General features: G+C 59.9%; 15 protein-coding genes, 4 tRNA genes and 1 pseudogene. 7 read left to right on the top strand and 13 right to left on the bottom strand.

Translation table 11 applies throughout. The features are described 5' to 3' along the window. Window positions 1-520: 520 nt before the first annotated feature. The 6 genes and pseudogenes from ACZZZ4_RS17195 to ACZZZ4_RS17170 form a co-directional block, all read right to left on the bottom strand. A pseudogene (locus tag ACZZZ4_RS17195) lies at window positions 521-5,304 on the bottom strand (RHS repeat-associated core domain-containing protein). Between the two features lie 242 nt (window positions 5,305-5,546). Further along, window positions 5,547-5,951 (bottom strand): SEL1-like repeat protein, encoded by a 405-nt coding sequence (locus ACZZZ4_RS17190; protein ID WP_039764018.1) that lies wholly within the window; start codon window positions 5,949-5,951, stop codon window positions 5,547-5,549. Then, entirely contained in the window at window positions 5,952-6,323 is a 372-nt protein-coding gene (locus ACZZZ4_RS17185; protein ID WP_003223109.1) for a hypothetical protein, read from the bottom strand. After that, on the bottom strand, window positions 6,320-6,661 hold the full coding sequence (locus tag ACZZZ4_RS17180) for a helix-turn-helix domain-containing protein (RefSeq protein ID WP_415763269.1): 342 nt from the start codon (window positions 6,659-6,661) through the stop codon (window positions 6,320-6,322). Before ACZZZ4_RS17180 ends, ACZZZ4_RS17185 begins: the two co-directional genes overlap by 4 nt. A gap of 112 nt (window positions 6,662-6,773) precedes the next feature. Continuing rightward, window positions 6,774-7,229: a YkvA family protein gene (locus tag ACZZZ4_RS17175; RefSeq protein ID WP_463548289.1), complete on the bottom strand. Its 456-nt coding sequence runs from the start codon at window positions 7,227-7,229 to the stop codon at window positions 6,774-6,776. 292 nt (window positions 7,230-7,521) lie between these two features. Further along, complete coding sequence (locus ACZZZ4_RS17170; RefSeq protein ID WP_016773732.1) at window positions 7,522-8,238, bottom strand: FKBP-type peptidyl-prolyl cis-trans isomerase; 717 nt, start codon at window positions 8,236-8,238, stop codon at window positions 7,522-7,524. Window positions 8,239-8,507: 269 nt separating this feature from the next. Here ACZZZ4_RS17170 and ACZZZ4_RS17165 point away from each other — a divergent pair, with 269 nt between their 5' ends. After that, a complete protein-coding gene (locus ACZZZ4_RS17165; RefSeq protein ID WP_463548288.1) occupies window positions 8,508-10,319 on the top strand; it encodes a di-heme-cytochrome C peroxidase in 1,812 nt (603 codons plus the stop codon). Beyond that, window positions 10,316-11,485: a catalase family protein gene (locus ACZZZ4_RS17160; RefSeq protein WP_463548287.1), complete on the top strand. Its 1,170-nt coding sequence runs from the start codon at window positions 10,316-10,318 to the stop codon at window positions 11,483-11,485. The genes ACZZZ4_RS17165 and ACZZZ4_RS17160 overlap by 4 nt, the downstream gene beginning before the upstream one ends. Window positions 11,486-11,574: 89 nt before the next feature. Here the strand turns inward: ACZZZ4_RS17160 and ACZZZ4_RS17155 are convergent. From ACZZZ4_RS17155 to ACZZZ4_RS17140, 4 genes are all read right to left on the bottom strand, one after another. Beyond that, window positions 11,575-11,651, bottom strand: a tRNA-Asp gene (locus tag ACZZZ4_RS17155). A gap of 19 nt (window positions 11,652-11,670) precedes the next feature. Beyond that, a tRNA-Val gene (locus ACZZZ4_RS17150) sits at window positions 11,671-11,746 on the bottom strand. A 191-nt stretch (window positions 11,747-11,937) separates the two neighbouring features. Continuing rightward, window positions 11,938-12,014, bottom strand: a tRNA-Asp gene (locus ACZZZ4_RS17145). 19 nt (window positions 12,015-12,033) lie between these two features. Beyond that, a tRNA-Val gene (locus ACZZZ4_RS17140) sits at window positions 12,034-12,109 on the bottom strand. A gap of 158 nt (window positions 12,110-12,267) precedes the next feature. Between ACZZZ4_RS17140 and rdgC the strand changes: the two genes are divergently transcribed. The 3 genes from rdgC (at window position 12,268) to sugE (ending at window position 14,732) form a co-directional block, all read left to right on the top strand. Then, entirely contained in the window at window positions 12,268-13,188 is a 921-nt protein-coding gene (gene rdgC, locus ACZZZ4_RS17135) for a recombination-associated protein RdgC (protein ID WP_024012190.1), read from the top strand. 144 nt (window positions 13,189-13,332) lie between these two features. Then, entirely contained in the window at window positions 13,333-14,298 is a 966-nt protein-coding gene (locus tag ACZZZ4_RS17130; protein ID WP_463548286.1) for a bile acid:sodium symporter family protein, read from the top strand. A gap of 119 nt (window positions 14,299-14,417) precedes the next feature. Then, window positions 14,418-14,732, top strand: a complete 315-nt coding sequence (gene sugE / locus ACZZZ4_RS17125) for a quaternary ammonium compound efflux SMR transporter SugE (RefSeq protein WP_024012188.1) — start codon at window positions 14,418-14,420, stop codon at window positions 14,730-14,732. A gap of 103 nt (window positions 14,733-14,835) precedes the next feature. On the opposite strand, the gene ACZZZ4_RS17120 is transcribed toward sugE, so the two are convergent. From ACZZZ4_RS17120 to ACZZZ4_RS17110, 3 genes are all read right to left on the bottom strand, one after another. Then, window positions 14,836-16,707 (bottom strand): MFS transporter, encoded by a 1,872-nt coding sequence (locus ACZZZ4_RS17120; RefSeq protein ID WP_463548285.1) that lies wholly within the window; start codon window positions 16,705-16,707, stop codon window positions 14,836-14,838. A 96-nt stretch (window positions 16,708-16,803) separates the two neighbouring features. Continuing rightward, complete coding sequence (locus tag ACZZZ4_RS17115) at window positions 16,804-17,955, bottom strand: TDT family transporter (RefSeq protein WP_463548284.1); 1,152 nt, start codon at window positions 17,953-17,955, stop codon at window positions 16,804-16,806. 115 nt (window positions 17,956-18,070) lie between these two features. After that, complete coding sequence (locus ACZZZ4_RS17110) at window positions 18,071-19,258, bottom strand: MFS transporter (protein WP_463549284.1); 1,188 nt, start codon at window positions 19,256-19,258, stop codon at window positions 18,071-18,073. A gap of 103 nt (window positions 19,259-19,361) precedes the next feature. Between ACZZZ4_RS17110 and ACZZZ4_RS17105 the strand changes: the two genes are divergently transcribed. Together ACZZZ4_RS17105 and ACZZZ4_RS17100 are read left to right on the top strand one after the other, a co-directional pair. Continuing rightward, window positions 19,362-19,904, top strand: a complete 543-nt coding sequence (locus ACZZZ4_RS17105) for a TetR/AcrR family transcriptional regulator (protein WP_310407129.1) — start codon at window positions 19,362-19,364, stop codon at window positions 19,902-19,904. Window positions 19,905-20,126: 222 nt separating this feature from the next. Next, window positions 20,127-23,597 carry a hybrid sensor histidine kinase/response regulator gene (locus ACZZZ4_RS17100; protein ID WP_463548283.1) on the top strand — a complete coding sequence of 1,157 codons (3,471 nt, stop codon included), beginning with the start codon at window positions 20,127-20,129 and terminating at the stop codon, window positions 23,595-23,597. Window positions 23,598-24,006 lie beyond the last annotated feature (409 nt).

The following is a 24,006-nucleotide window of genomic DNA, read 5'->3' as shown; positions in this document are numbered from 1 at the left end:
TGGGAGCAGGGCTGCAACGAAGGCAAGCCGACGCAACTAATTGCTGGCTTTAATATCATTTCAACTAGCAGAGAAAATAATGATCATTTTATTGAGATATCGTCCTCACCATGTAGATCTATCCTCACCAGCAGCCTTCTCAAGGTCTTCCCTCCAGACCTCTTTCGCCAAGCGATAAACTTCTTCAAAAAAGCTACGCGGACTATTTAACGAATACCACTCCCCCTAGGCCAACTGGAAGTTTCGCACTCATCAATATCAAATAAGCTACGGAAATCGTAGGTTGAATCATCTAACGCTGACTCTAGGGCTTCAAATAGAACCAGCTTATGCCTATACGAAAGATAAGGCAGTTTCAGACAATACCTCCGTATAAGATTTTCCCTGTCAGTAGGTATATTCGGATTATATACGCCGAGTTCTAGACCTCGGGTCTCTTCTTGATCATAAACATCAAAAACGCCAATAAACCAGCTAAATCTTGGATTGAAAGGCCTATCTAAATACGGATGTTTCAACATTATTTTTTCTCCGAAGGAAAGCCCGTAAATGGTTCTTGCGTATTTGTCTTATCAAACTTAACTTCAAACCAGTTCATATCATCATTCAAAACCGGATTTTGCGAATCCCGCCTATTCGGTTTGTACCCTCGCCCTGCTCCAGGCAATTCCAACCTAACTATCGGAGTATCATGCTGATCGTCACCCGTATGCATGATCAAGCCATTTTTATTCCTTGTCATCGCCTTGTTTAATGCCCCCAAATGCATTCGCCAGTTGTGAAATTGTGAACTTGGATTTCCTCTGGGAGGCCTCGGAACGACACCTGTGTGAGGATCAGCGCCGTTGATAGCTCGCTGTTTTAGTGCCCGATCGGGAATTTCCGAACTATGTTTTTTCACAGTGTGCATGTCATAAAGTTCTTCATACTCACTCACACGCCGCTTTGCATTCTCCTCAGCCACTTCATCAATCCTCGCCCGTCGCTCCTGCGCCGTCATCTTTGGCAGCGGGGGCGCTCCTCTTCGACGACCACGCGACCAGCCTCGTATCGCATCGGACGTCGCGGCGCTGACGGTGGACAAATGCAACTCAACCCCAACGGATCCACCCACCCCGTCGGATTCGGCACGTACTGGTACTGGTTCAACCCACCCGCGAGCTTCACCGGGTCCGGGGTCAGATACCGCCCCAATCTCGGGTCGTAATAACGATGGCGGTTGTAGTGCAGGCCGCTTTCAATGTCGAAGTACTGCCCCTGAAAGCGCAGCGGTTGGTCCAGATAGTCTTCGCCGGCCAGGGTCACAGCGGCGACTTTGCCGTAGGCGTCGTATTGCGCGGACCAGACGATTTCGCCGCTGTAGTCGGTGAGTTCCTGCGGGGTGCCGAGGTGGTCGAGCTGGTAGTAGAACGGGCAGGCCTTTTTCGGGCCTTTGCCATCCAGCATCGCGAGTGGGCGGAAGGTGCCGGGTTCGTAGAGGAAGCTGCGGTATTGCGTGGCGCTGCTTTCGGCGACGAGGTGTTCGCCTTGCCAGAAAAATTCGGTGACGGCGCCGTCGACGGTTTTGCGGATACGGCGGCCGAAGGCGTCGTAGTGATAAGTGGCGGTCTGGCCGTCCGGGCGGGTCAGGCCGATCAGGCGGTGCTGGCAGTCGTAGCGGTATTCGGTGACCAGGGTCTGGCCGTGGCCACGGCGTTCGCGGATCAGGTTGCCAAAGGCGTCGTAGTCGTAATGACGGTCACCCTGCATCAGCAGGCGATTGCCCTTGATCTGCGCAGGGCCGGGGCGGTCCTGCATCAGCAGGTTGCCGGCCGCGTCGTGGGCGAAGGATTCGGGCAGTTCGTCGCGCGAGTGGCGTACGCGGATCAACCGGTCGAGGGCGTCGTAGCCGTAGGTGCGCTGGCCGTGGCGGCTGTCGGCGATGTGCTCGAGATTGCCGTTGGCGCTGTAGGCATAATCGCGGCGGTACAGCGAGGCGTGGCGATGACCTACAGCGTGGGCAAGCAAGCGGCCCTGATCGTCGTAGGAATATTCGCTGAGCAGCAGACCTTGCTGGCGTTGCTGTTCGCGACCCGACTGGTAGACGTGGCGCGTGAGCGGCGTGCCGTTGAGGTCGATGGCGCTCAGCGCACCGCCCTTGGCGTAGTGATAGTCGAGCTTGCTGTTGTCCGGCAGGCGCAGGCGTTTGAGCTGACCGCAGGCGTCATAGGCGTAGCGCAGAGTGCCCCAGCCCTGATGCTCGGTGATCAAGCGGTCCTGACGGTCGTACTCGAAGGCCAGCGGATGATTCTGGCCGTCATCGACACCGATCAGCCGGCCGAGGCGGTCGTAGTCATAACGGACCTTGACCCCGTCAGGCAGGGTCTTGACCTGCAACCTTCCAGCCGCATCGCGCTGGTACTGGGTGACCAGCGATAAACCCTGCTCGCCGAACTCGGTCTTTTCCAGCAGGCGACCATTCAGGTCATAAACGTACGCGGTGCGTCGCCCATTAAACCCGGTTTCCTGGCGGATCAATCCGGTCGGCGTGTAATCCAGTCGATACTTTTCCCCAGACTCGTTTTCAATCTCGGTCAGCAGCAATCGCGCATGGTCATAGCGATACTGCACGCGGGTGCCGTCGGGGTTGATCCGCCGCGAGACCAGGTGCAGGTCGTCGTCATACTCGTAGCGGGTGATGCGCCCGAGTTCATCGCGTTCGGCGGTGATCTGGCCGTAGGCGCCGTAGCTGTAGGCGCGGGTGCTGCCCGTAGGAGACGTCGTCAGGATCAGTCGGCCGGCCGCGTCCCACTGCTGACGGCTGATGACACCAAATTCGTCCTGGGTGGTAATCCGCCGTCCCAGCGCATCGTAGGAAAAACGCCGCACACCGCCGTCGGGCAGGGTTTCCTCGATGAGCTGGCCGAGCTCGTTCCACACCCAGCGATGGCGGCTGCTGTCCGGGTAGCGCAGCGACAACAACTGCCCGCGCAGGTTGTAGTAGTAATGGGTGACCTGGCCGTCGGGGTCGACCGCTTCGGTGACGGCGCCTTCAGCGTTGCGCCGGTAGATCCACACCGCATCACCACGGCAACGCTTGTAGAGAAAACCGTTGCGGTACTCGTAGGACGTTGGCGCATCGTCCGGCGGAATCAGCGCGATCAGCCGTCCGACTTCGTCGTAGCGGTATTCGGTGACCGCGCCCAGAGCATCCTGCTCGGCGATCAACCGACCTTGCTCGTCATAGGCCTTGAGCTGTTCACCACCATCGGCCGCGACCTGCCGCACCAGCCGGGCGCGCTCGTCGTGGACGTAGACCTCTTCGGTGCCATCGACGTAATGCACGGTCACGCTGGCGTCGTCATCGTTCCAGACGTAACGGGTGTTCATCTGCGAGAACGACGCCCAGTGCCTCACGCAGCGCGCCGCTTTGCCCTCGCGCTGCCATTCCCAGAAGAAGCTAGCGCCGCCGGTCAACTGGCGCTGGAGGATGACGTGGTGATCGTCGTAGTCGTAGCGCTCGCTGTCGCCAACCGCGTTGGTCGCGACCAGCAGCCGTTGCCGGGCATCGAAGCTGTAGGTGGCGAGGTTTTGCTCGGTGATCCACTCGCCCTGAACGAACACCTGATAGTCGACTGCCACCAGTTGCGTGCGGTCATAACGCAATAGCAGCGCGCGGCCGGCGCCGTTGTCCAGACGCTGGATGCGGTCGGAGCGATCGCGTTGCAGGGTCAGACGATTGCCGTAGACATCGCTGATCGCGGTCAGCCGGCCGGCGCGAAAGTGATAGAACCGCGCGCTGTCGCCGGCCAACGCCAGAATCAGTTCTTCCGGCTCATCGCCGAGAAAGATCGCCGCCCGCGACAGGCTGTTGTGAATCGCCGGACGCGCGACATTGGGCGAGGGAAAGCGGGTGCGGCGGTTCTCGTGGTCGATCCAAATCACGCCATCGCCATCGAAGGCCAGCCGATGCGCGAGCGTATGGCTCCAGCCAAAACCCAGGCCGATGTCGATCTCGACCGCGCTGCTGCGGTACAAACGGGTGAACTCGAACGGCAGCACGCCGTCGAGCACGGCGTCGGTCAGGGTCAGCAGTTCTTCGCCGGTGACCATCGACACCGGGCAGCCGTTGGTACAGGTGTTGGGCACGCAGTCGGCGGCGTCGCCGTTGGGGTTTTTCGATTGGTCGGGGACGTCGTCGTGGTGTTCGTCTTTCTTCAACATGGCGTTGCGCTTGGCATCCCAGCGCAATTGCATCCGGCCCTTTTTCACCCCGGCGGCGATGCCCCGCGCGGCAACGGCTTTGTAGCGGTCGACGTATTCAATAAAGGTGCTGACGATGCTGAACAGCGCCTTGACCAGACGCTTGGCGACGTTGAACAACTGGGCTGCACGGTCAGCCAGACGCAGCGTCAGGTAAGCGATTCCCGCCCCCGCTCCGATAAACGTCAGCACCACGCTGATCAGTACATCGATGATCAGTTGCACGATCATCATCGACGCCACTTCAGCAGACTTGCCGGCAATCTCGCTGGGCGGCAGCATGTCCAGCCACAGGCTTGCCGACCTCAGCAGCAAGCACATCGCCGCTTCGTCACTGATCAGCAACTGCAGCTTTTCCATGAGATCCGGCGCGGTCTGCGCCAGCTTGATCAGGTCAGCCGCGCCACTGCCCAGACGCTCGGCAAACTTGCCGGGATCCTGAAGAATTTCCGAGAGCAGATCGAGGCTGTCCCATACCCCCTCGATGGCCGCCCAACTGCCGGCGAGCATGCCGTTGCTGGCTGCGGTTGCCACCGACTGTGACCACTGCGGCTTGAAACCTCGCCACTCGCTACGCAGCCAGCGTTCAAGTTCGCCGATCAAACCGTCATAGGATTCGAACAGCTCGGCGATTTGATCGGAGGTGACTGCGCCATGAACATGCACGCGGTAGAACTTGCCCGGTTCGCCTCTGAATTCACCCCTGCCCTGCTGATCAAGGGTGACCGGAGTGGTCTTGCCGCCCGCCACGTCGACCACATCGACTTTGATGTTGCCCAGCGGGATGTCGTAGACCGATTCGAACTTGCTCTCGATCTGCATCAGCCCGCCCAGCGGGCATTGAACGACACTGGAGGAAAATACGTCGTCGCTGCTGCTGACCGCCGTGCTGCGATCGCCGAAGCGGATGATCCGCTCCATGCCCACCAGCGACGGCAGGTCTGCTGCCTCGCTGACCTGGTCCGCCCTGCGACTGAGCCAGTGATTGAGCTGTTTGCGGTAGAGGCTGAGGGTTTGCGGAAAGCTGTCGAGTTCCTGCTCGATGCGCGCGATGGCTTCCATCAACACACGCGAGCAAACATGGTGGGCTGAAAAACGGGCTGAAGCATGAGCGGTCCCTCGCGCAAGAAATTAGTCGCGGGAACTGTGCGGGGGATCAGAAAGGAAAGAAGTCAGGCGAGTAGGCAAAGGATGTAGGACTAATCTGCAATCGAGCTTCAAGCGAAAAACGTGCAGGCAGAAACGTAAACGCGGCGCGAGGAAAACCTCACGCCGCGTTTACTTAGAAGACATATATGGAATTACTACGTTGAATCACCAGCCTTCAGCTGTTGCAGCTTCAGCTCGGCCAACGGATGCCCGGCCCTGGCGGCCATGCTCCACCAACGAGCGGCTTCAGCGGGATCCGACGCCTTGCTCGGGGTACCTGCAAGGCAAATGACGCCGACTTGATACGCCGCTTTGCCGTCGCCAGCCAGCGCCGCCAGGCGTAGTAAACGCACGCCTTCTTCATGCGCGCCTAGCCCGACGCCGCGAAAAGTCAGAATGTGCCCATAAAAGCTTTGCGCACCGACATCGCCGAGGTTGGCCATGCGCGCAAACCGGCCTTCGAGCCAGCGCCAGCCACGCGGCTGGCGGACGAACCACGACCAATGAAACAGTCTGCGCGCCAGCCAGTAACCGGCTCGCGCCTTGAGGCGCAGAAACACTCAGGCCTCCGCCGATTCAGGGTATTCGTATTCGAAGACGCGGACCACTTCGGACGCATGCCAGGACGCCGCTGCAACGCCGTCCGACGGCCCGGAAAAGCGCCCCAGACGCTCGACACATTCAAAGAACCCGGTACGCGGCAAACGACTCGCGCCCTGACTGATGACCAGCGAACTGCGCAACGGCTGTTCGGCTTTGGCATCCAGTGCGGCCAGATGCTCAAGCGCAGCCGTAAGCGTCTGCATCGCCGGAGTCGGCAGCTGCAAACGCTCGAGCAGAGCTCGATAAGTCAGAAGATGGCGCTGACGGCGCGCCTGATCCAGTTCCCCCAGCAATCCGTCCCAATGTTGACGGCTGATGCGTACGCTCACGATTCATCCCTCCAACCTGGCACCGTCAGTTCCCAGGCCAGGCTGCGGCGAATCGCGGCGTCGGGCTGACGCTCACCACTTTCGATCATGGCCAGATAAGACGGGCTGATGCCTACCGTGCGGGCCAGCGCCTCGATGGCGATGCCCTTCCCTTCGCGCAAACTGCGTAATTGATCCAGAGCCGGAAGAATCGGCTCCGGCGAGGCGGCGAGCGGCGCTGCTGGCTGCGGCGCCGGTGTTGCGTTGATCCCTGCTGCTTTCAGTAGAGCCTGATATTGAGCCCACGGCAGAACCGCGTATTCGGGTTCGCCATCGCGTGCAATTATCTGAATATCCATGACTACCCCGTAGGACAACACCACTTAGCGAGTCGGCACTTTTCCCTAGAAGTGTAATCCTAACAGCGGCTAAGGTCGCGAGTGGTATCTATCTGTAGGCAGTCTTGGTCAGTCAGGGCTTTTTCGGGCCTTGCAGCTGCAATTGTTCAGGGGTATCAGGGAGGCGTTCAACCACCGCCAGCTTCTCGGGTTGCTGACGCTTGCGCCACAGGCGGAAGGCGTTGAGCTCGTCATCGAGGGTTTTCATCAGCCAGGCGAGGACCGCGATGTCATCGAGCATGCCGAACATGGGAATGAAATCCGGAATGGCATCCACCGGGCTGAGGAAATACATCAGGCCCGCCACCACCGAAATCAGCGATTTGGCACTGATCGCGCCGTACTCGCCACTCCAGTAGGCCAGGCACAGCGACTGCAGCAAGCGCAGGTCATCCTTGAGTTTGCCCAGACGATTGCCTTGCGCGGCGCCTTTGCTGGCCACGGCAAACAATAGGGTCGGCAGGCGTCCACGGGCCAGCAGGCGACCGGCCAACGGCAGGAATCGAGCGAAATTCCATGGAGCTTTCATCTATTCTTCCCGTTGAAATGTTATCCACACAAATTGTGGATAACCTTGTGAACAGAGCTACTTTTCAGCGCTGAGAGCCCCGTTTCATAAGGGCTGCGCTTAGATCGGGCGTTTTTTACTCACATAAAAAAGCCCAATATTTCATTGACTTGGCGGCTCAGGGCGTCTAGTGCGGGCAGCCTCAAAGCTATGACTGTGTTGAACGGCGTCAGTTCGCTCTGTTTACCTTCCCTGACCTGCAGATGCAACAACGCCCCGCATAAGCGAGGCGTTGTTTTCGAGCCGTTGCGTGTTACTTGGCAGCGGCGTCTTCTTTGGCTGGATCCTTGATGGCCAGCAGTTCCAGGTCGAAAACCAGAACCGAGTTGGCCGGGATTGCCGGGCTTGGCGACTGAGCGCCGTAAGCCAGATCGCTAGGGATGTACAGTTTGTACTTCTCGCCAACATGCATCAGTTGCAGACCTTCAACCCAACCCGGGATCACGCCACTGACTGGCAGATCGATCGGGCTGCCGCGCTCGACGGAGCTGTCGAATACGGTGCCGTTGGTCAGCTTGCCGGTGTAGTGAACAGTGACGACGTCGGTCGGCTTAGGCTGTGGGCCATCGGCTTTCTTCACTACTTCGTACTGCAGGCCCGAAGCGGTAGTGGTTACACCGGCTTTCTTGCCATTTTCTTCGAGGAATTTCTTGCCGGCGGCTGCCGACTCTTCGCTCATCTTGGCCATGCGCTCTTCAGCACGCTTTTGCAGCGAGGCGAAGGCTTCGACCAGTTCTTCATCTTTCAGCTTCTGTTCTTTCTTGCCAACGGCATCTTCGATGCCCTGGGCTACCGCTTTGGAGTCCAGATCATCCATGCCTTCCTGGGCAAGGCTTTTGCCCATGTTCAGGCCGATGCCGTAGGAAGCTTTTTGCGCCGGGGTTTTCAGCTCTACGCTGGTCTGCGAGTCACAACCCGCGAGTACCAGGCTAACCAGGGCTACCGCCGCCGCCAACCGATGCTGTTTCATGCTATTTCCTTGTTCATGCGCCGAATGGGCAATCGAGTAAAGCCGCGAGCTTATCAGGCCGCCACGACCAATGGCTACCGGCATGAGAGCAGGAATCTTCCGATAAGTTCAGGGATTAAAACGCATTTGGGCAGCGGCTGGATGAAGCTTCTGTCATCCGTGGACGACAAGGCTTATCGGCTCACGGCTCAACATCTGGCGTAATGGCCACTTGCCCAGCCCGCACAGCTCAGGCATAACAGCGCAACAATTCGACAAGGATGTTCAACTTGCGCCTCTTATCCCGCGTTCTCGCTGTGGTGATCGTGCTGGCGGTAATCGCTCTTGCAGTGATCGTCTATTACGTCGCCAACCCGAAACTGCCCTTCTACACCCCACCCCAGCAGGTGCGCTACCTGGATCAGTGGAGCGAAGCGCAACGCCAGACTTACTACTTCACGCCGCAGGGCACGCAGGTCAAAGGCCTGCGTTACGAGTGGTTCCAGGCATTGGAGTTGCCCTTCTCCGATCAGCGCTTCGCCTCCCCTGAATATCTCGCCCGCTTCGGCTTCCTGGTCGACCCGCAGCAGAAAGCGAGCGCGAACAACCCCGGCAACCTCCCCGTCGGTTTTGCCCGGCACCAGAATCCCGTCAACGCTTCCGAGCACTATCTGGACATCACGTGCGCCGCTTGCCACACCGGCGAGTTGCGCTTCAAAGGTCAGGCCGTGCGCATCGATGGCGGCAGCGCACAGCACGTGTTGCCTTCCAGCGTTCCTACATTGCGCGGTGGCAGTTTCGGACAGGCCCTGGTCGCCAGTCTCGCCTCGACTTACTACAACCCATGGAAATTCGAGCGCTTCGCCCGTCAGGTGCTCGGAGATGATTACGAAGCGCGCCGCGAACAATTGCGCAGCGAGCTCAAGACGTCGCTGAACACCTTCGTCAAAGTGGCCTGGAACGACACGCATCGCGGCCTCTATCCGACCGAGGAAGGCCCGGGGCGCACCGATGCGTTCGGCCGGATTGCCAACGCCACCTTCGGCGATGCGATTTCCCCTGCCAACTACCGCGTAGCCGATGCCCCGGTGGATTATCCGCAACTGTGGGACATGTGGACGTTCGACTGGGTGCAGTGGAACGGCTCGGCTCAACAGCCAATGGCGCGCAATATCGGCGAGGCGCTCGGCGTCGGTGCCACGCTGAATTTCTTCGACGCCAACGGTCAGCCGCTGCAAGGCGCTGAGCGCTATCCCTCAAGCGTGCGCGTGCGCGACCTGCACGCCATCGAAGAAACCTTGCAACAACTCAAGCCGCCAACCTGGCCGGAAGATCTGTTCGGTGCGATCAACAAGCCGTTGGCCGTCAACGGCCGCGCGCTGTTTGCGGAAAACTGCGCCGGCTGCCATGTCCCGCGCCATTCGCAGGAAGGCGAACGCTGGGTGCAGCACTTGCACATGCTTCCCGTGGAGGTGATCGGCACCGATCCGAACGCGGCCAACAACATCGCCAGCCACCGTTTCGACCTCACCGCCCTGCAATGGGAGGTCAAAGAGCTGGAAAAGATGGACGTCAGACTGCACCCCGAACCTAAAGCGCCGCTTGATCTGAGCCAATTGTCGGTGGCCAAGGGCCTGGCTTACGTCACCGCGTTCGTGGAAAACCGTGCCTATCAAGAAGCGAAGATCACGCCGGAAGAAAAATCGCGCATGGATGGTTTCGGCCTGCCGATCGGGGTGCGCGAAAAAGTCGCTTACAAAGCCCGGCCGCTGGCGGGCGTGTGGGCGACTGCGCCGTTTCTGCACAACGGTTCAGTGCCGAGCATCTATCAGTTGCTGTCACCGCAGGACGAGCGTGCGACGACCTTCTATAAAGGCACGGTCGAATACGACCCGCGCCATCTCGGCTATCGCACCGAGGCGTTCACCAACGGTTTTCTGTTCGACACGCGCGTCAGCGGCAACCGCAACAGCGGCCACGAATTCCGCGCCGGCGCACGCGGCAACGGGGTGATCGGCCGACTCTTGCAACCCCAGGAGCGCTGGGCGTTGCTCGAATATCTGAAAGTATTGGGCGGACCACTGGAGGCGCAGTTGCCATGATCATGCCGACATTCAAAAAGGAACTGCCGCCACTCGCGCGTTTCTGGCTTTGGCTGGGACGCTTGCTTGGCAAGACGCTGCTGATCCTGCTGATCATAACCCTGCTCGGCTGGGCCATCGCCACCGCGTGGTTTGCCTGGCAGCATCGCGGGCCGGTGTCGGCGCAGGAACAGATTCCAGCGGGCGAAGCGGCGATGATCCAGGACATCATTCAAACCGCAGTGCGCATCGTCGACCAGCACCGCGAAAGCACGCGCTATCTGCGCGATGCACACGCCAAAGCGCATGGCTGCGTGAAGGCGCAAGTGCAGGTGTTACCGGAACTGGCGCAATCGCTGCGACAGGGTGTGTTCAGCGAACCGGGCAAAACCTGGCAGGCGCTGATCCGGTTGTCCAACGGCAATGCCTATCCGCAATTCGACAGCATTCGCGACGCGCGCGGGATGGCAATCAAGTTGCTTGAGGTTCAAGGCACGCAACTGCTCGGCAACCGCCAGGACCAGCTTGAACAGGATTTCGCGATGTTCAGCCATCCGAATTTCTTTGTCAGCGATGTCGCCGAGTACCGTCAGAATGTGGCGGCGCAGGCTGATGGCAAGAAGGTCATGGCGTTTTTTCCGACATGGGATCCGCGCACTTGGCAGGTCCGTCATCTATTCATTGCGCTGGCAACCCTGTCAGCACCGCCGGACAGCCCGACCGCGACGACCTACTTCTCGGTATCGCCTTACAAATTCGGTGAGGCCAATGCCAAGTTCCGCGTCGTGCCGGATCCGGAGCGTTGCCCGGCGTATACGCTGCCCAAACAGAATCACGACTTGCCGAATTTCCTGCGCAGCGCACTGAATCAGCAGTTGTCGACGGATCGGGTGCCGGCGTGCTTCGCCCTGCAGATCCAGCGCCAGGACGCGAACAAGTACATGCCGATCGAGGACACCAGCATTGAGTGGCGTGAGCAGGATGCACCGTTTGAAACCGTGGCGCGGATCACCCTGCCCGCGCAGGACTTCGATACGCCGGCGCTAAATGTGCAATGCGACAACCTGTCGTTCAATCCGTGGTTCGGCATCGAGGCGCATCGGCCGATTGGCGGGATCAATCGCTTGCGCAGGACGGTGTATGAGGCGGTGAGCGATTATCGGCATGCCCGCAATGCGGCGCAGTAGCGCGACGATTTATAAATCGCAGACAGCAAAAAGCCCGCACAAGGCGGGCTTTCCGTTGGTGTCTGGCGTTCAGTTCCAGATACCGAATATGGCGCAGCGGACGGGACTCGAACCCGCGACCCCCGGCGTGACAGGCCGGTATTCTAACCGACTGAACTACCGCTGCGCGAAACGCTTGAAACGAATGGTGGGTGATGACGGGATCGAACCGCCGACATTCTGCTTGTAAGGCAGACGCTCTCCCAGCTGAGCTAATCACCCTTCGCTTCGTTACGGGGCGCATTATGCCACAAGTTTTCGTAACGTGTTGATTTAATTGAATATTTTTTCAAAAAAATCTGAAAACCGGTGAAACGACACATCCCGCGGGGTACAACCTTGAGACAGAAAAAACCCGCCTCAGCGGGTTTTTCCGTGGTGACCTGGCGTTCAGTGGTCCAGGTTACCGAATATGGCGCAGCGGACGGGACTCGAACCCGCGACCCCCGGCGTGACAGGCCGGTATTCTAACCGACTGAACTACCGCTGCGCTAAACACTAGAAACGAATGGTGGGTGATGACGGGATCGAACCGCCGACATTCTGCTTGTAAGGCAGACGCTCTCCCAGCTGAGCTAATCACCCTTCGCTTCGGTGTGGCGCGCATTCTACGGAGCACCCCAACCTCTGGCAAGCACTTTTTTAAATAATTTTCCGTGGCCTTCCAAAGGCTTAGAGAAGGGTTGGCCTATGCCCCGGCGAAGACAATAATGCCCCCTTTGTATAAAGGAGTGACTCGCCCCATGTGGTTCAAGAACCTGCTGATCTATCGCCTGACCCAAGACCTGCCTGTCGATGCCGAGGCGCTGGAAACTGCACTGGCGACCAAACTGGCGCGGCCGTGTGCAAGCCAGGAGCTGACCACTTACGGTTTCGTCGCACCCTTCGGCAAGGGCGAAGATGCGCCGCTGGTGCACGTCAGCGGCGATTTCCTGCTGATCTCTGCGCGCAAGGAAGAACGTATTCTGCCGGGCAGCGTCGTGCGTGACGCCGTCAAGGAAAAGGTCGAAGAGATCGAAGCCGAGCAGATGCGCAAGGTCTATAAGAAGGAGCGCGATCAGATCAAGGATGAAATCATCCAGGCGTTCCTGCCGCGCGCGTTCATTCGTCGTTCGTCGACCTTCGCCGCCATCGCGCCGAAACAGGGCCTGATCCTGGTCAACTCGGCCAGCCCGAAACGCGCCGAAGACCTGCTGTCGACCCTGCGCGAAGTGATCGGCACCCTGCCCGTGCGCCCATTGACTGTGAAAATGGCACCGACTGCGGTGATGACCGAGTGGGTCACCACACAGAAAGCCGCCGACGATTTTTATGTGCTGGATGAGTGTGAACTGCGCGACACCCACGAAGACGGCGGCATCGTCCGCTGCAAGCGCCAGGACCTGACCAGCGAGGAAATCCAGCTGCACCTGAGCACCGGCAAAGTCGTCACTCAGCTGTCGCTGGCCTGGCAGGACAAACTGTCGTTCATGCTCGACGACAAGATGACCGTCAAGCGCCTGAAGTTCGAGGATCTGTTGCAGGATCAGGCGGAACAGGACGGTGGCGACGAAGCCCTGGGCCAACTGGATGCCAGCTTCACGCTGATGATGCTGACCTTCGGCGATTTCCTGCCGGCGCTGGTTGAAGCGTTGGGTGGCGAAGAGATGCCGCAGGGGATCTGACTCTGACGAGTATCTAACCTGTGGGAGCGAGCCTGCTCGCGAATGCGGTGTGCCAGTCAACATTAATGTGTCTGGCTCACCGCATTCGCGAGCAGGCTCGCTCCCACAATGTTTTAAGACGTAACTAATAACAAGGATCAAGCCATGCGCGCACTGGCTGCACTCAGCCGCTTTGTCGGCAATACCTTCGCTTACTGGGTTCTGATCTTCGCCGTCATCGCCTTCCTGCAACCGGCGTGGTTCATCGGTCTGAAAAGCGCGATCGTACCGCTGCTGGGTCTGGTGATGTTCGGCATGGGCCTGACCCTCAAACTCGACGATTTCGCCGCCGTTGCCCGCCATCCGTGGCGGGTGGCGCTGGGCGTGATTGCTCATTTCGTGATCATGCCCGGTGTGGCCTGGTTACTCTGCCAGGTCTTCCACCTGCTGCCGGAAATCGCCGTCGGGGTGATTCTGGTCGGTTGCTGCCCGAGCGGCACCTCGTCAAACGTGATGACCTGGCTGGCGCGCGGTGATCTGGCGCTTTCCGTGGCCATTGCTGCGGTCACCACCCTACTCGCCCCACTATTGACCCCGGCACTGATCTGGCTGCTGGCCTCGGCGTGGCTGCCGGTATCGTTCATGGAGCTGTTCTGGTCAATCCTGCAAGTGGTGCTGCTGCCGATCGTTCTCGGCGTGGTCGCGCAGCGTTTGCTCGGCGACAAGGTGCGGCATGCGGTGGATGTGTTGCCGCTGGTGTCGGTGGTCAGCATCGTGATTATCGTCACCGCCGTGGTCGCGGCGAGTCAGGCGAAAATCGCCGAGTCCGGCCTGCTGATCATGGCCGTGGTGATGCTGCACAACAGCTTCGGCTATCTGCTTGGCTACTTCACCGGGCGCCTGTTCGGTCTGCCGCTGGCTCAGCGCAAGTCGCTGGCACTGGAAGTCGGCATGCAGAACTCGGGATTGGGCGCCGCGTTGGCCAGTGCTCATTTCTCGCCGCTGGCGGCGGTGCCGAGCGCGTTGTTCAGCGTCTGGCACAACATTTCCGGGGCGCTGCTGTCGACGTACTTCCGGCGCATGAGCGAAAAGGAAGACCGCGACAACCTCGCGCAACGCGCTGCCGACTGAGCTGAAAACTTGATCCTCGGGTTAATGCTCGTCACTATATTGCGCAACGCGGGGACGACCCTGCGGCTCGATCGAGTCATTAATCTGGGGACGACCCCGTCAATCGATGGAGGTTGTGCATGTCCTGGATCATTCTGTTTTGCGCCGGCCTGTTCGAAGTCGGCTGGGCCGTCGGACTGAAATACACCGACGGCTTCACCCGCCCGCTCCCCACCGCCCTGACCGTTGCCGCAATGGCCATCAGCCTTGGCTTGCTGGGCCTGGCGATGAAGGAATTGCCGCTGGGTACGGCGTATGCGATCTGGACCGGTGTTGGTGCCGTGGGCACGGTGATCGCCGGGATCATTTTGTTTGGTGAATCGATGGCGTTGATTCGGCTGGTCAGTGTGGCGTTGATCGTTACCGGGTTGATCGGGCTCAAGGTCAGCGCTTAGGCCACCGGCCCCATCGCTGGCAAGCCAGCTCCCACAAGATGGGTGTACACCATCGAACCTGTGGGAGCTGGCTTGCCAGCGATGAGGGCCGTCCAGTCAACGACTATCTAACGGATCCGCGCAATTCCCCCACCAACACCTGCAATTTCGCCGGCTCGGTCCCTTCGGTAATCGCCGGCCCCGCCACCAGCGTCACCCGCGACCACAAGCGATGGAACAAGCCCTTGTTCGGATCGCGACTGAAGAAACTCCCCCACAATCCTTGCAGCGCCAGCGGAATCACCGGCACCGGGGTCTCCTCGAGAATCCGCGTCACGCCGCCGCGAAACTCGTTGATCTCGCCATCGGCGGTCAATTTGCCTTCCGGGAAAATGCACACCAGTTCGCCGTCCTTCAGATACTGAGCGATGCGAGTGAAGGCTTTTTCGTAGATCTGGATATCTTCCTGGCGTCCGGCAATCGGAATAGCGCCCGCCGTGCGGAAGATAAAGTTCAACACCGGCAGGTTGTAGATCTTGTAGTACATGACAAAGCGAATTGGCCTACGCACGGCCCCGCCGATCAGCAAGGCGTCAACAAACGACACGTGGTTGCACACCAGCAGCGCCGCGCCTTCGTCCGGGATCGCTTCAAGGTTGCGGTGTTCGACGCGGTACATGGAATGGCTGAGCAGCCAGATCATGAAGCGCATGCTGAATTCCGGAACGATCTTGAAGATATAGGCGTTGACGCCGATGTTCAGCAGCGACACCACCAGGAACAGTTGCGGGATCGACAGTTTGGCGACGCTCAACAAGACGATCGAAACAATCGCCGACACCACCATAAACAGCGCGTTGAGAATGTTGTTGGCGGCAATCACCCGCGCCCGCTCGTTTTCAGCCGTGCGCGACTGAATCAGCGCGTACAGCGGCACAATGTAGAAGCCACCGAAAATGCCGAGGCCAAGGATGTCGATCAACACCGCCCAGGTGTGAACGAAGCCCAACACGGCAATCCAGCTATGGCCGGTGACGCTGTCCGGGATTCCCCCGGAATGCCACCACAGCAACAGGCCGAACACGGTCAGGCCAAACGAGCCAAACGGCACCAGGCCGATCTCGACTTTGCGCCCGGAGAGCTTCTCGCAGAGCATCGAACCCAGTGCGATCCCTACCGAGAACACCGTCAAAATCAACGTAACCACGGTTTCGTCACCGTGCATCCATTCCTTGGCGTAGGCCGGGATCTGCGTCAGGTAAATCGCCCCGACGAACCAGAACCACGAGTTGCCGATAATCGAGCGTGACACCGCTGGCGTCTGGCCCAGACCGAGTTTCAGGGTCGCCCAGGATTGACTGAAAATGTTCCAGTTCAGACGCATCTCCGGCGACGAGGCCGCCGCGCGCGGAATGCTGCGGCTGGCCAGATAACCCAGCACGGCAATGCCGATGATCGCTGCGGAGACTACCGGCGCGTAGTGCTCGGTCGACATCATGATCCCGGCGCCGATGGTGCCGGCGAGAATCGCCAGAAACGTGCCCATTTCCACCAGACCGTTGCCGCCGACCAGTTCATCGTCGCGCAAGGCCTGCGGCAGGATCGAATACTTCACCGGGCCGAACAGCGCCGAGTGCGTGCCCATGGCAAACAGCGCCACCAGCATCAGCGACAGGTGATCGAAGAGGAAGCCGATCGATCCTACGGCCATGATCGCGATTTCCGCGAGTTTGATCAGACGGATCAGCGCGTCCTTGGCGAATTTTTCCCCGAACTGCCCGGCCAGCGCCGAGAACAGGAAAAACGGCAGGATAAACAGCAGCGCGCAAAGGTTGACCCAGATCGAGCGGTCGCCCTCGATGGTGAGCCGATAGAGGATGGCGAGGATCAACGACTGCTTGAACACATTGTCGTTGAACGCGCCGAGCGACTGGGTAATAAAGAAGGGCAAAAAGCGCCGGGTGCGCAACAGGTTGAACTGTGAGGGGTGACTCATCTTCCGTGTTTCCTGATGTTAGGTAGAGAGGCCTGGGTGCTTGTTATTGGAATGCCGCACCGCGATCCAGGCCACACCTTACCTAAACTTTGCAGATTATTTCTTCAAACCTGCAATACACGGCGAGACAAACAGCTCGCCACGCCACGCGCCCTGCACGGTGCGCTTGCCGACAATCAGCCACATCGTTGCGAGCAGGATCACCAGCGCGGTTCCGAACACGCTGAAAAACGTCAGACCGAGAATGCTCGCCAGTTTCAGCGTTGCCAGCGAATAAACGCCCAATGGAAAAGTGAAGCCCCACCAGCCAAGGTTGAAGGGGATGCCGTCACGCAGATAACGCACAGTGATCAACAGCGCCATAAACATCCACCACAGACCGAAGCCCCACAGGGTGATCCCTGCCACCAGCCCCAAGCCCGAAGCGATTTCACCGACGCCGGGCAGGCCATTCACGGCAAAAATCGCTGGCGCCTCACCGCCCAACAGCAGCATGCCCAGCGCACCGGTGCCGATCGGACCGAGGGCCAGCCAGCTCGACGCGGCCATGTTTTCGTGGGGCAGTTTGTGCAAGGCCATGCGCAACAACAGAATGGTCAGAATGCTGAACGCCACCGGCAGGGAAAAGGCCCAAAGCACATAGCTGGTGGTCAGTACGATGAGTTGCGCATGGGCGTCAGTCAGATGCGGGGCGAGCAAACCGCCACTGGCTGCTGCCACTTCCGCCGCCACCACCGGCAGCAACCAGACCGCCGTCATCTGATCGATGCTGTGTTCCTGGCGGGTAAACATCATGTACGGAATCAGCACACCGCAGGCCAGCGACATCGCTACATCGATCCACCACAACACTTCAACGAGGTGGATGACACCGTCGCCCCAGCGCGGCAGGCCGAACTGTATAAAGCCGTTAATGATCGTCGCCAGGCCCATGGGGATGGTGCCGAAAAACATCGACACAGTGGAATGACCGAATATCCGCCGCGCCTCGTCAAAGAACAAAATCCAGCGCGCAGCGTAAGCAATAGTAAACAGCGTGAATAACAAAATGTTGAACAACCACAGCCCTTCAGCCACGGCGCGCAATCCGGGAATGGCCAGCGGCAACTGAGCAAGTGCCAATGCCAGCACACCGGTGCCCATGGTTGCAGCGAACCAGTTCGGCGTGAATTGGCGAATCACTTCACGCGGATGTTGAAGCTGACTGAAAGGTTTGTAGCCAGGGGTGACGCTGTTGGGGCAAATCATCATGAACTCCTGTCCTCTGGTGAGGTTGAGCCCATGGTAGATCCGAATCGAATATCTATATAACGGGTAATATCTCTAACTGTTATCTGTTTTATAGATAAACACCTACACGCGTTCAAGAAGCGCTGCAAACTCTGCCCGCCTGCGGACGCAGGCTGAGCAGCAGCGCAGCCACGGCCAGCACAATCAAGACAGTACCGTAACCGTCGGTGGTCGCCAGCAGTCCAAAGTTGCGCGCCAGATAACCGGCCAGCAGCGCCGGCAAACAGAACGCCAAGTAACTGAGCACGTAATAAGCCGACATTAACCCGGCTCGTTCATGCGGCAAAGCCAGCGGCACCAGACTGCGCACCGCACCGAGGAAACCCGAACCAAAGCCGCAACCGGCGACCAGTGTGCCGAAGAAAAACAGCGGCAGACTGGCGCCATGTACTCCGAGCAGAATCAGGATCAGCCCGACCGGCAGCAGACTTGCCCCCAGCCGCAGCGCCTGAGCGGCCGGGCGATTGCGCATCATGAAGATCATCAATGCGCCGGTTACGGTGAGCGCCGCTACCGTAGCGCCACCGATCAGATTAGAAGTGGAGCCCGTCGCGGTGCGCACCAATGACGGCGCCAGCGAGGCGTAGAAACCTCCGAGCGCCCAGGTTGCGGTGTTCAGCGGCAGCACGCGCCACAACGTGGAACGCGCTTGCACCGGCACGTGCAGGGTCGGCCGCAACGAGGCCAATGCCCCGCCTTGCCGCGAAACACTTTCCGGCAGGCGCCAGACATACACGCCTTGCAACACGAACAGCGCCAACAGTAACCAGTAAGTCAACTGCAACGGCGCCGGCGCGAATTCTGCCAGCAAGCCACAACCCAAACCGCCCAGCGCCATCCCCAGTAACGGCGCAACACTGTTGATCAGCGGCCCCTGCTGGCGGTCGGTGTCGAGCAATGTTGCGCTCAAAACGGCGGTGGCCATGCCGGTAGCGAAACCCTGCAGCACCCGCGCGCCGATCAACCAGGCGACGCTGTCGGCGTAAATGAACAGCAGCATTGCCAGCGAGTTGAGCAGTACGGCGCTGAAGATCACCGGCTTGCGTCCGAGATGGTCGGAAAGCGAGCCCACCGTCAGCAACGCCGCCAACAGACTCAAGGCGTATACGGAAAAAATCAGCGTCAGCATCGCCGCCGAGAAGTGCAACTGATCCTGATACAAGTGATACAAAGGCGTCGGGGCGGTGGAAGCGGCGAGAAAACTGAGTAAGGTGATCGCCAGAAACCACAAGCTGGACCGGTGGGAAGCGACACTATTCAAGGGGCTTGTCATGGGCATACTCCGCAAAAGCTAATTTTTTGCTTTTGCGGAGTGTGCTACCGCCTTGCGCTTAAAGCAAATTCTTTGTGTTAAGGTCTGCCGCATGGCTATTAAAGAAGGTTTACGCCCCGGTGGCCGCAGTGCCCGGGTGCAAGAGTCGATTCATTCGGCCGTCAATGCGCTGCTGCAAGAGCAGGAACGTTCCACCGTGACCGTCCCGCAAATTGCCGCCCGTGCGGGGGTCACGCCGTCGACGATCTATCGGCGCTGGGGCGATCTGGCGGCATTGCTCGCCGACGTCGCCCTCGCCCGCATGCGTCCCGACAGCGAACCGGCAGAGACGGGCAGCCTGCGCGGCGATATCCGTGCGTGGGCCGAGCAATATCTGGACGAGATGAGCTCGGAGGTCGGGCGCAACATGCTGCGTGACGTGCAGGCGAGTGCGACGCCTGGCTATTGCGTGACGATCATCGGTGCGCAGTTGCAGACCATTGTCGATCGCTATCCGCATGAGAAAACGCCGAGTGTCGATCGCTTGATCAATCTGGTGGTGGCGCCGGTGGTGTTCCGGATTCTGTTTTCGGCGGCGGCGCTGGAGGTGGATGAGTTGCATCGGTTGATCGATATTGCATTGCGGCAGGACTGACGCCTTCGCGAGCAGGCTCGCTCCCACAAAAGAATGCATTCCAACTGTGGGAGCGAGCCTGCTCGCGAAGAGGCCCACCCGGTCACCACAAAAACCACCCGGTATCCCGCCTGCGACACCCCGCCACGCCACGACCTTGGTCGACACTGACTAACCGCCGCGCCCGTGCGAGACTGTCCGCCCGGGCAGGAGTGCCGGGGAGTCATTTGTCGGGAGTGCTGCATGTCGTTGTCCACCGGGCTGATCGCCGTCGTTGCCCTGGCCTACATGGCCATCATGTTCGCCATCGCCTTCTACGGCGACCGTCGCAGCACACCGTTGCCGCCGCGGGTGCGTGCCTGGGTATACAGCCTGTCGCTGGCGGTTTACTGCACCAGCTGGACGTTTTTCGGCGCGGTCGGTCAGGCGGCGGAACAACTGTGGTCATTCCTGCCGATCTACCTCGGGCCGATCCTGCTGCTGGTCGGCGCGCCGTGGGTCCTGCAGAAAATGGTGATGATCAGCAAACAGGAGAACATCACCTCCATCGCCGACTTCATCGCCGCGCGCTACGGCAAATCGCAATCGCTGGCGGTGGTGGTGGCGCTGATTTGTCTGGTCGGCGTCTTGCCCTATATTGCCCTGCAACTTAAAGGCATTGTCCTCGGCGTGAACCTGTTGATTGGCGCCGGCGCCGATGCCATGGGCACCCGCGCTCAGGACACGGCGCTGATCGTGTCGCTGGTGCTGGCGTTGTTCACCATCGTTTTCGGCACGCGCAACCTCGATGCCACCGAACACCACCGTGGCATGGTGCTGGCGATCGCTTTCGAATCGCTGGTCAAGCTGTTCGCCTTTCTCGCCGTCGGCGCCTTCGTCACGTACGGCCTGTATGACGGTTTCGATGACCTGTTCAATCAGGCAATGCTCGCCCCGCGCCTTGAGGCGTACTGGAAGGAAACCATCAACTGGCCATCGATGGTGGTGCAGACCGGCGTGGCGATGATGGCGATCATCTGTCTGCCCCGGCAATTTCATGTCACCGTGGTGGAGAACATCGACCCGCAGGATCTGCGTCTGGCGAAATGGGTGTTCCCCGCCTATCTGGCTTTGGCCGCATTGTTTGTAGTCCCGATCGCCCTCGCCGGTCAGATGATGCTGCCCAGCCACGTGCTGCCCGACTCGTTCGTGATCAGCCTGCCGCTGGCCCAGGCCCATCCGGCGCTGGCGATGCTGGCGTTTATCGGTGGTGCCTCGGCAGCGACCGGCATGGTGATTGTCGCCAGCGTCGCGCTGTCGACCATGGTTTCCAACGACATGCTGTTGCCGTGGCTGTTGCGTCGCAACAACGCCGAGCGCCCGTTCGAAGTGTTCCGCCAGTGGATGCTCTCGGTGCGCCGGGTGAGCATCGTGGTGATTCTGCTGCTGGCCTACGTCAGCTATCGCTTGCTTGGCTCGACCGCGAGCCTGGCGACCATCGGCCAGATCGCCTTTGCGGCGGTAACGCAACTGGCGCCGGCGATGCTCGGCGCGCTGTACTGGAAACAGGCCAACCGCCGTGGCGTGTTCGCCGGTCTCGCCACCGGCACTTTCCTCTGGTTCTACACACTGGTGTTGCCGATTGCCGCGCACAGTCTCGGCTGGTCGCTGGCGAGTTTCCCCGGGTTGGCGTGGCTGCACAGTAATCCGCTGAACCTGCCGATCACGCCGTTGACCCAGGGCGTGGTGCTGTCGCTGGCCGGTAACTTCACCGTGTTCGCCTGGGTCTCGGTGCTGTCGCGCACGCGAGTTTCCGAGCACTGGCAGGCCGGGCGTTTCATCGGTCAGGAAATCAGCGCCCGCCCGAACGGACGCTCGATGCTGGCAGTGCAGATCGACGACCTGCTGCAACTGGCGGCGCGTTTCGTTGGCGAAGAACGCGCGCGACAAAGCTTCATTCGTTTCGCCTACCGCCAGGGCAAAGGTTTCAACCCCAACCAGAACGCCGACAGTGAATGGATCGCGCATACCGAACGTTTGCTGGCTGGTGTCCTTGGCGCTTCTTCGACACGCGCCGTAGTAAAGGCTGCCATCGAAGGTCGGGAAATGCAGTTGGAGGACGTAGTCCGTATCGCTGACGAAGCCTCGGAAGTGCTGCAATTCAACCGTGCGCTGCTGCAAGGCGCGATCGAAAACATCACCCAGGGCATCAGCGTGGTCGACCAATCGCTGAAACTGGTGGCATGGAACCGGCGTTATCTGGAGTTGTTCAACTACCCCGACGGCCTGATCAGCGTCGGCCGCCCGATCGCCGACATCATTCGCTACAACGCCGAACGCGGTTTGTGCGGCCCCGGCGAAGCGGAAGTGCACGTTGCACGACGCTTGCACTGGATGCGTCAGGGCCGCGCGCATACCTCCGAGCGGCTGTTCCCCAATGGCCGGGTGATCGAGCTGATCGGCAACCCGATGCCCGGCGGCGGCTTCGTCATGAGTTTCACCGACATTACCGCGTTCCGCGAAGCCGAACAGGCACTGACCGAGGCCAACGAAGGGCTGGAACAACGGGTCAGCGAGCGCACCCAGGAACTGTCGCAACTCAACGTCGCGCTCACCGAAGCCAAGGGCAACGCCGAGGCGGCGAACCAGTCGAAAACCCGCTTCCTCGCCGCCGTCAGCCACGATTTGATGCAGCCGCTTAATGCCGCACGGCTTTTCTCCGCTGCCCTCTCCCACCAGAACGAAGGTCTGAGCCCAGAGGCGCAGCAGCTGGTGCACCACCTCGACAGCTCACTGCGTTCGGCGGAAGACCTGATCAGCGATTTGCTGGACATCTCGCGCCTGGAAAACGGCAAGATCAACCCGGATCGCAAGGCCTTTGCCGTCAACGAACTGTTCGACACCCTCGGCGCGGAATTCAAGGCGCTGGCGCAAGAGCAAAAGCTCACGTTCCGGGTGCGTGGCAGTCAGTTGCGCATCGACAGCGACATCAAATTGCTGCGGCGAATTCTGCAGAACTTCCTCACCAACGCTTTCCGCTACGCCAAAGGTCCGGTGCTGCTGGGCGTGCGTCGACGCGGTGGTGAGTTATGTCTGGAAGTCTGGGATCGCGGACCGGGCATTCCAGAAGACAAGCAGCAAGTGATCTTCGAGGAATTCAAACGCCTCGACAGCCACCAGACCCGCGCCGAGAAAGGCCTGGGCCTGGGTCTGGCGATCGCCGACGGCCTGTGCCGCGTGCTCGGGCATACCTTGCGCGTGCGTTCATGGCCGGGGCGCGGCAGTGTGTTCAGCGTGACGGTGCCGATCGCCCGCGCGCAAACCCCTGCAGTTAGCGCCACGGTGGAACTGAACGGCAAACTGCTCAGCGGCGCGCAGGTACTGTGCATCGATAACGAAGACAGCATTTTGATCGGCATGAACAGTCTGTTGAGCCGTTGGGGCTGCCAGGTGTGGACAGCGCGCAATCGCGAAGAATGCGCAGCGATATTGAATGAAGGTGTGCGGCCGCAACTGGCGCTGGTCGACTATCACCTCGACCACGGCGATACCGGCACAGAGCTGATGGCGTGGTTGCGCACGCGCCTGGGCGAACCGGTGCCCGGCGTGGTCATCAGCGCGGATGGACGCACGGAGACCGTCGCGCAAGTGCATGCGGCGGGCCTGGATTACCTGGCCAAACCGGTGAAGCCGGCGGCGTTGCGGGCGCTTTTGAGTCGGTATTTGCCGCTGTAGAAGGTGACCTTGCAGACGTTATCGCGAGCAGGCTCGCTCCCACATTTGGATTTGAGTACAACCGCAAGTAACAGGTCGGCTGTCAGGCCGCTTTCGCGAGCAAGCCCGCTCCCACATTTGGGATTGGGTACAACCGCAAGGAACAGGTCGGCTGTCAGGCCGCCTTCGCGAGCAAGCTCGCTCCCACATTTGGATTTGGGTACAACCGCAAGTAACAGGTCGGCTGTCAGGCCGCTTTCGCGAGCAAGCCCGCTCCCACAAAAGCAAAGCAGCGAAGCCGCCCCACTCAACAATGAGCGTTAGCTCGAGTGCTTTTGATCTTGCTTTTGATCCACCGGCGACGTCGGAAGGCTGAGTGGAGGGATTGATCCGGGGGTGGGAGCGCAGCGACCGTCTGGCGCAGCCAGAC

The sequence above is a fragment of the Pseudomonas sp. AC252 genome, assembly GCF_979258105.1.
The sequence above is the reverse complement of the archived record's forward strand: the minus strand, read 5'-3'. Positions and strand labels throughout refer to the sequence as shown.

Excerpts from the sequence above, each read along its gene's own strand:
- ACZZZ4_RS17180 (WP_415763269.1), bottom strand. The coding sequence starts at position 6,661 with ATGGATATTCAGATAATTGCACGCGATGGCGAACCCGAATACGCGGTT.
- ACZZZ4_RS17175 (WP_463548289.1), bottom strand. The coding sequence starts at position 7,229 with ATGAAAGCTCCATGGAATTTCGCTCGATTCCTGCCGTTGGCCGGTCGC.
- ACZZZ4_RS17170 (WP_016773732.1), bottom strand. The coding sequence starts at position 8,238 with ATGAAACAGCATCGGTTGGCGGCGGCGGTAGCCCTGGTTAGCCTGGTA.
- ACZZZ4_RS17160 (WP_463548287.1), top strand. The coding sequence starts at position 10,316 with ATGATCATGCCGACATTCAAAAAGGAACTGCCGCCACTCGCGCGTTTC.
- rdgC (WP_024012190.1), top strand. The coding sequence starts at position 12,268 with ATGTGGTTCAAGAACCTGCTGATCTATCGCCTGACCCAAGACCTGCCT.
- ACZZZ4_RS17130 (WP_463548286.1), top strand. The coding sequence starts at position 13,333 with ATGCGCGCACTGGCTGCACTCAGCCGCTTTGTCGGCAATACCTTCGCT.
- sugE (WP_024012188.1), top strand. The coding sequence starts at position 14,418 with ATGTCCTGGATCATTCTGTTTTGCGCCGGCCTGTTCGAAGTCGGCTGG.
- ACZZZ4_RS17120 (WP_463548285.1), bottom strand. The coding sequence starts at position 16,707 with ATGAGTCACCCCTCACAGTTCAACCTGTTGCGCACCCGGCGCTTTTTG.
- ACZZZ4_RS17115 (WP_463548284.1), bottom strand. The coding sequence starts at position 17,955 with ATGATTTGCCCCAACAGCGTCACCCCTGGCTACAAACCTTTCAGTCAG.
- ACZZZ4_RS17105 (WP_310407129.1), top strand. The coding sequence starts at position 19,362 with ATGGCTATTAAAGAAGGTTTACGCCCCGGTGGCCGCAGTGCCCGGGTG.
- ACZZZ4_RS17100 (WP_463548283.1), top strand. The coding sequence starts at position 20,127 with ATGTCGTTGTCCACCGGGCTGATCGCCGTCGTTGCCCTGGCCTACATG.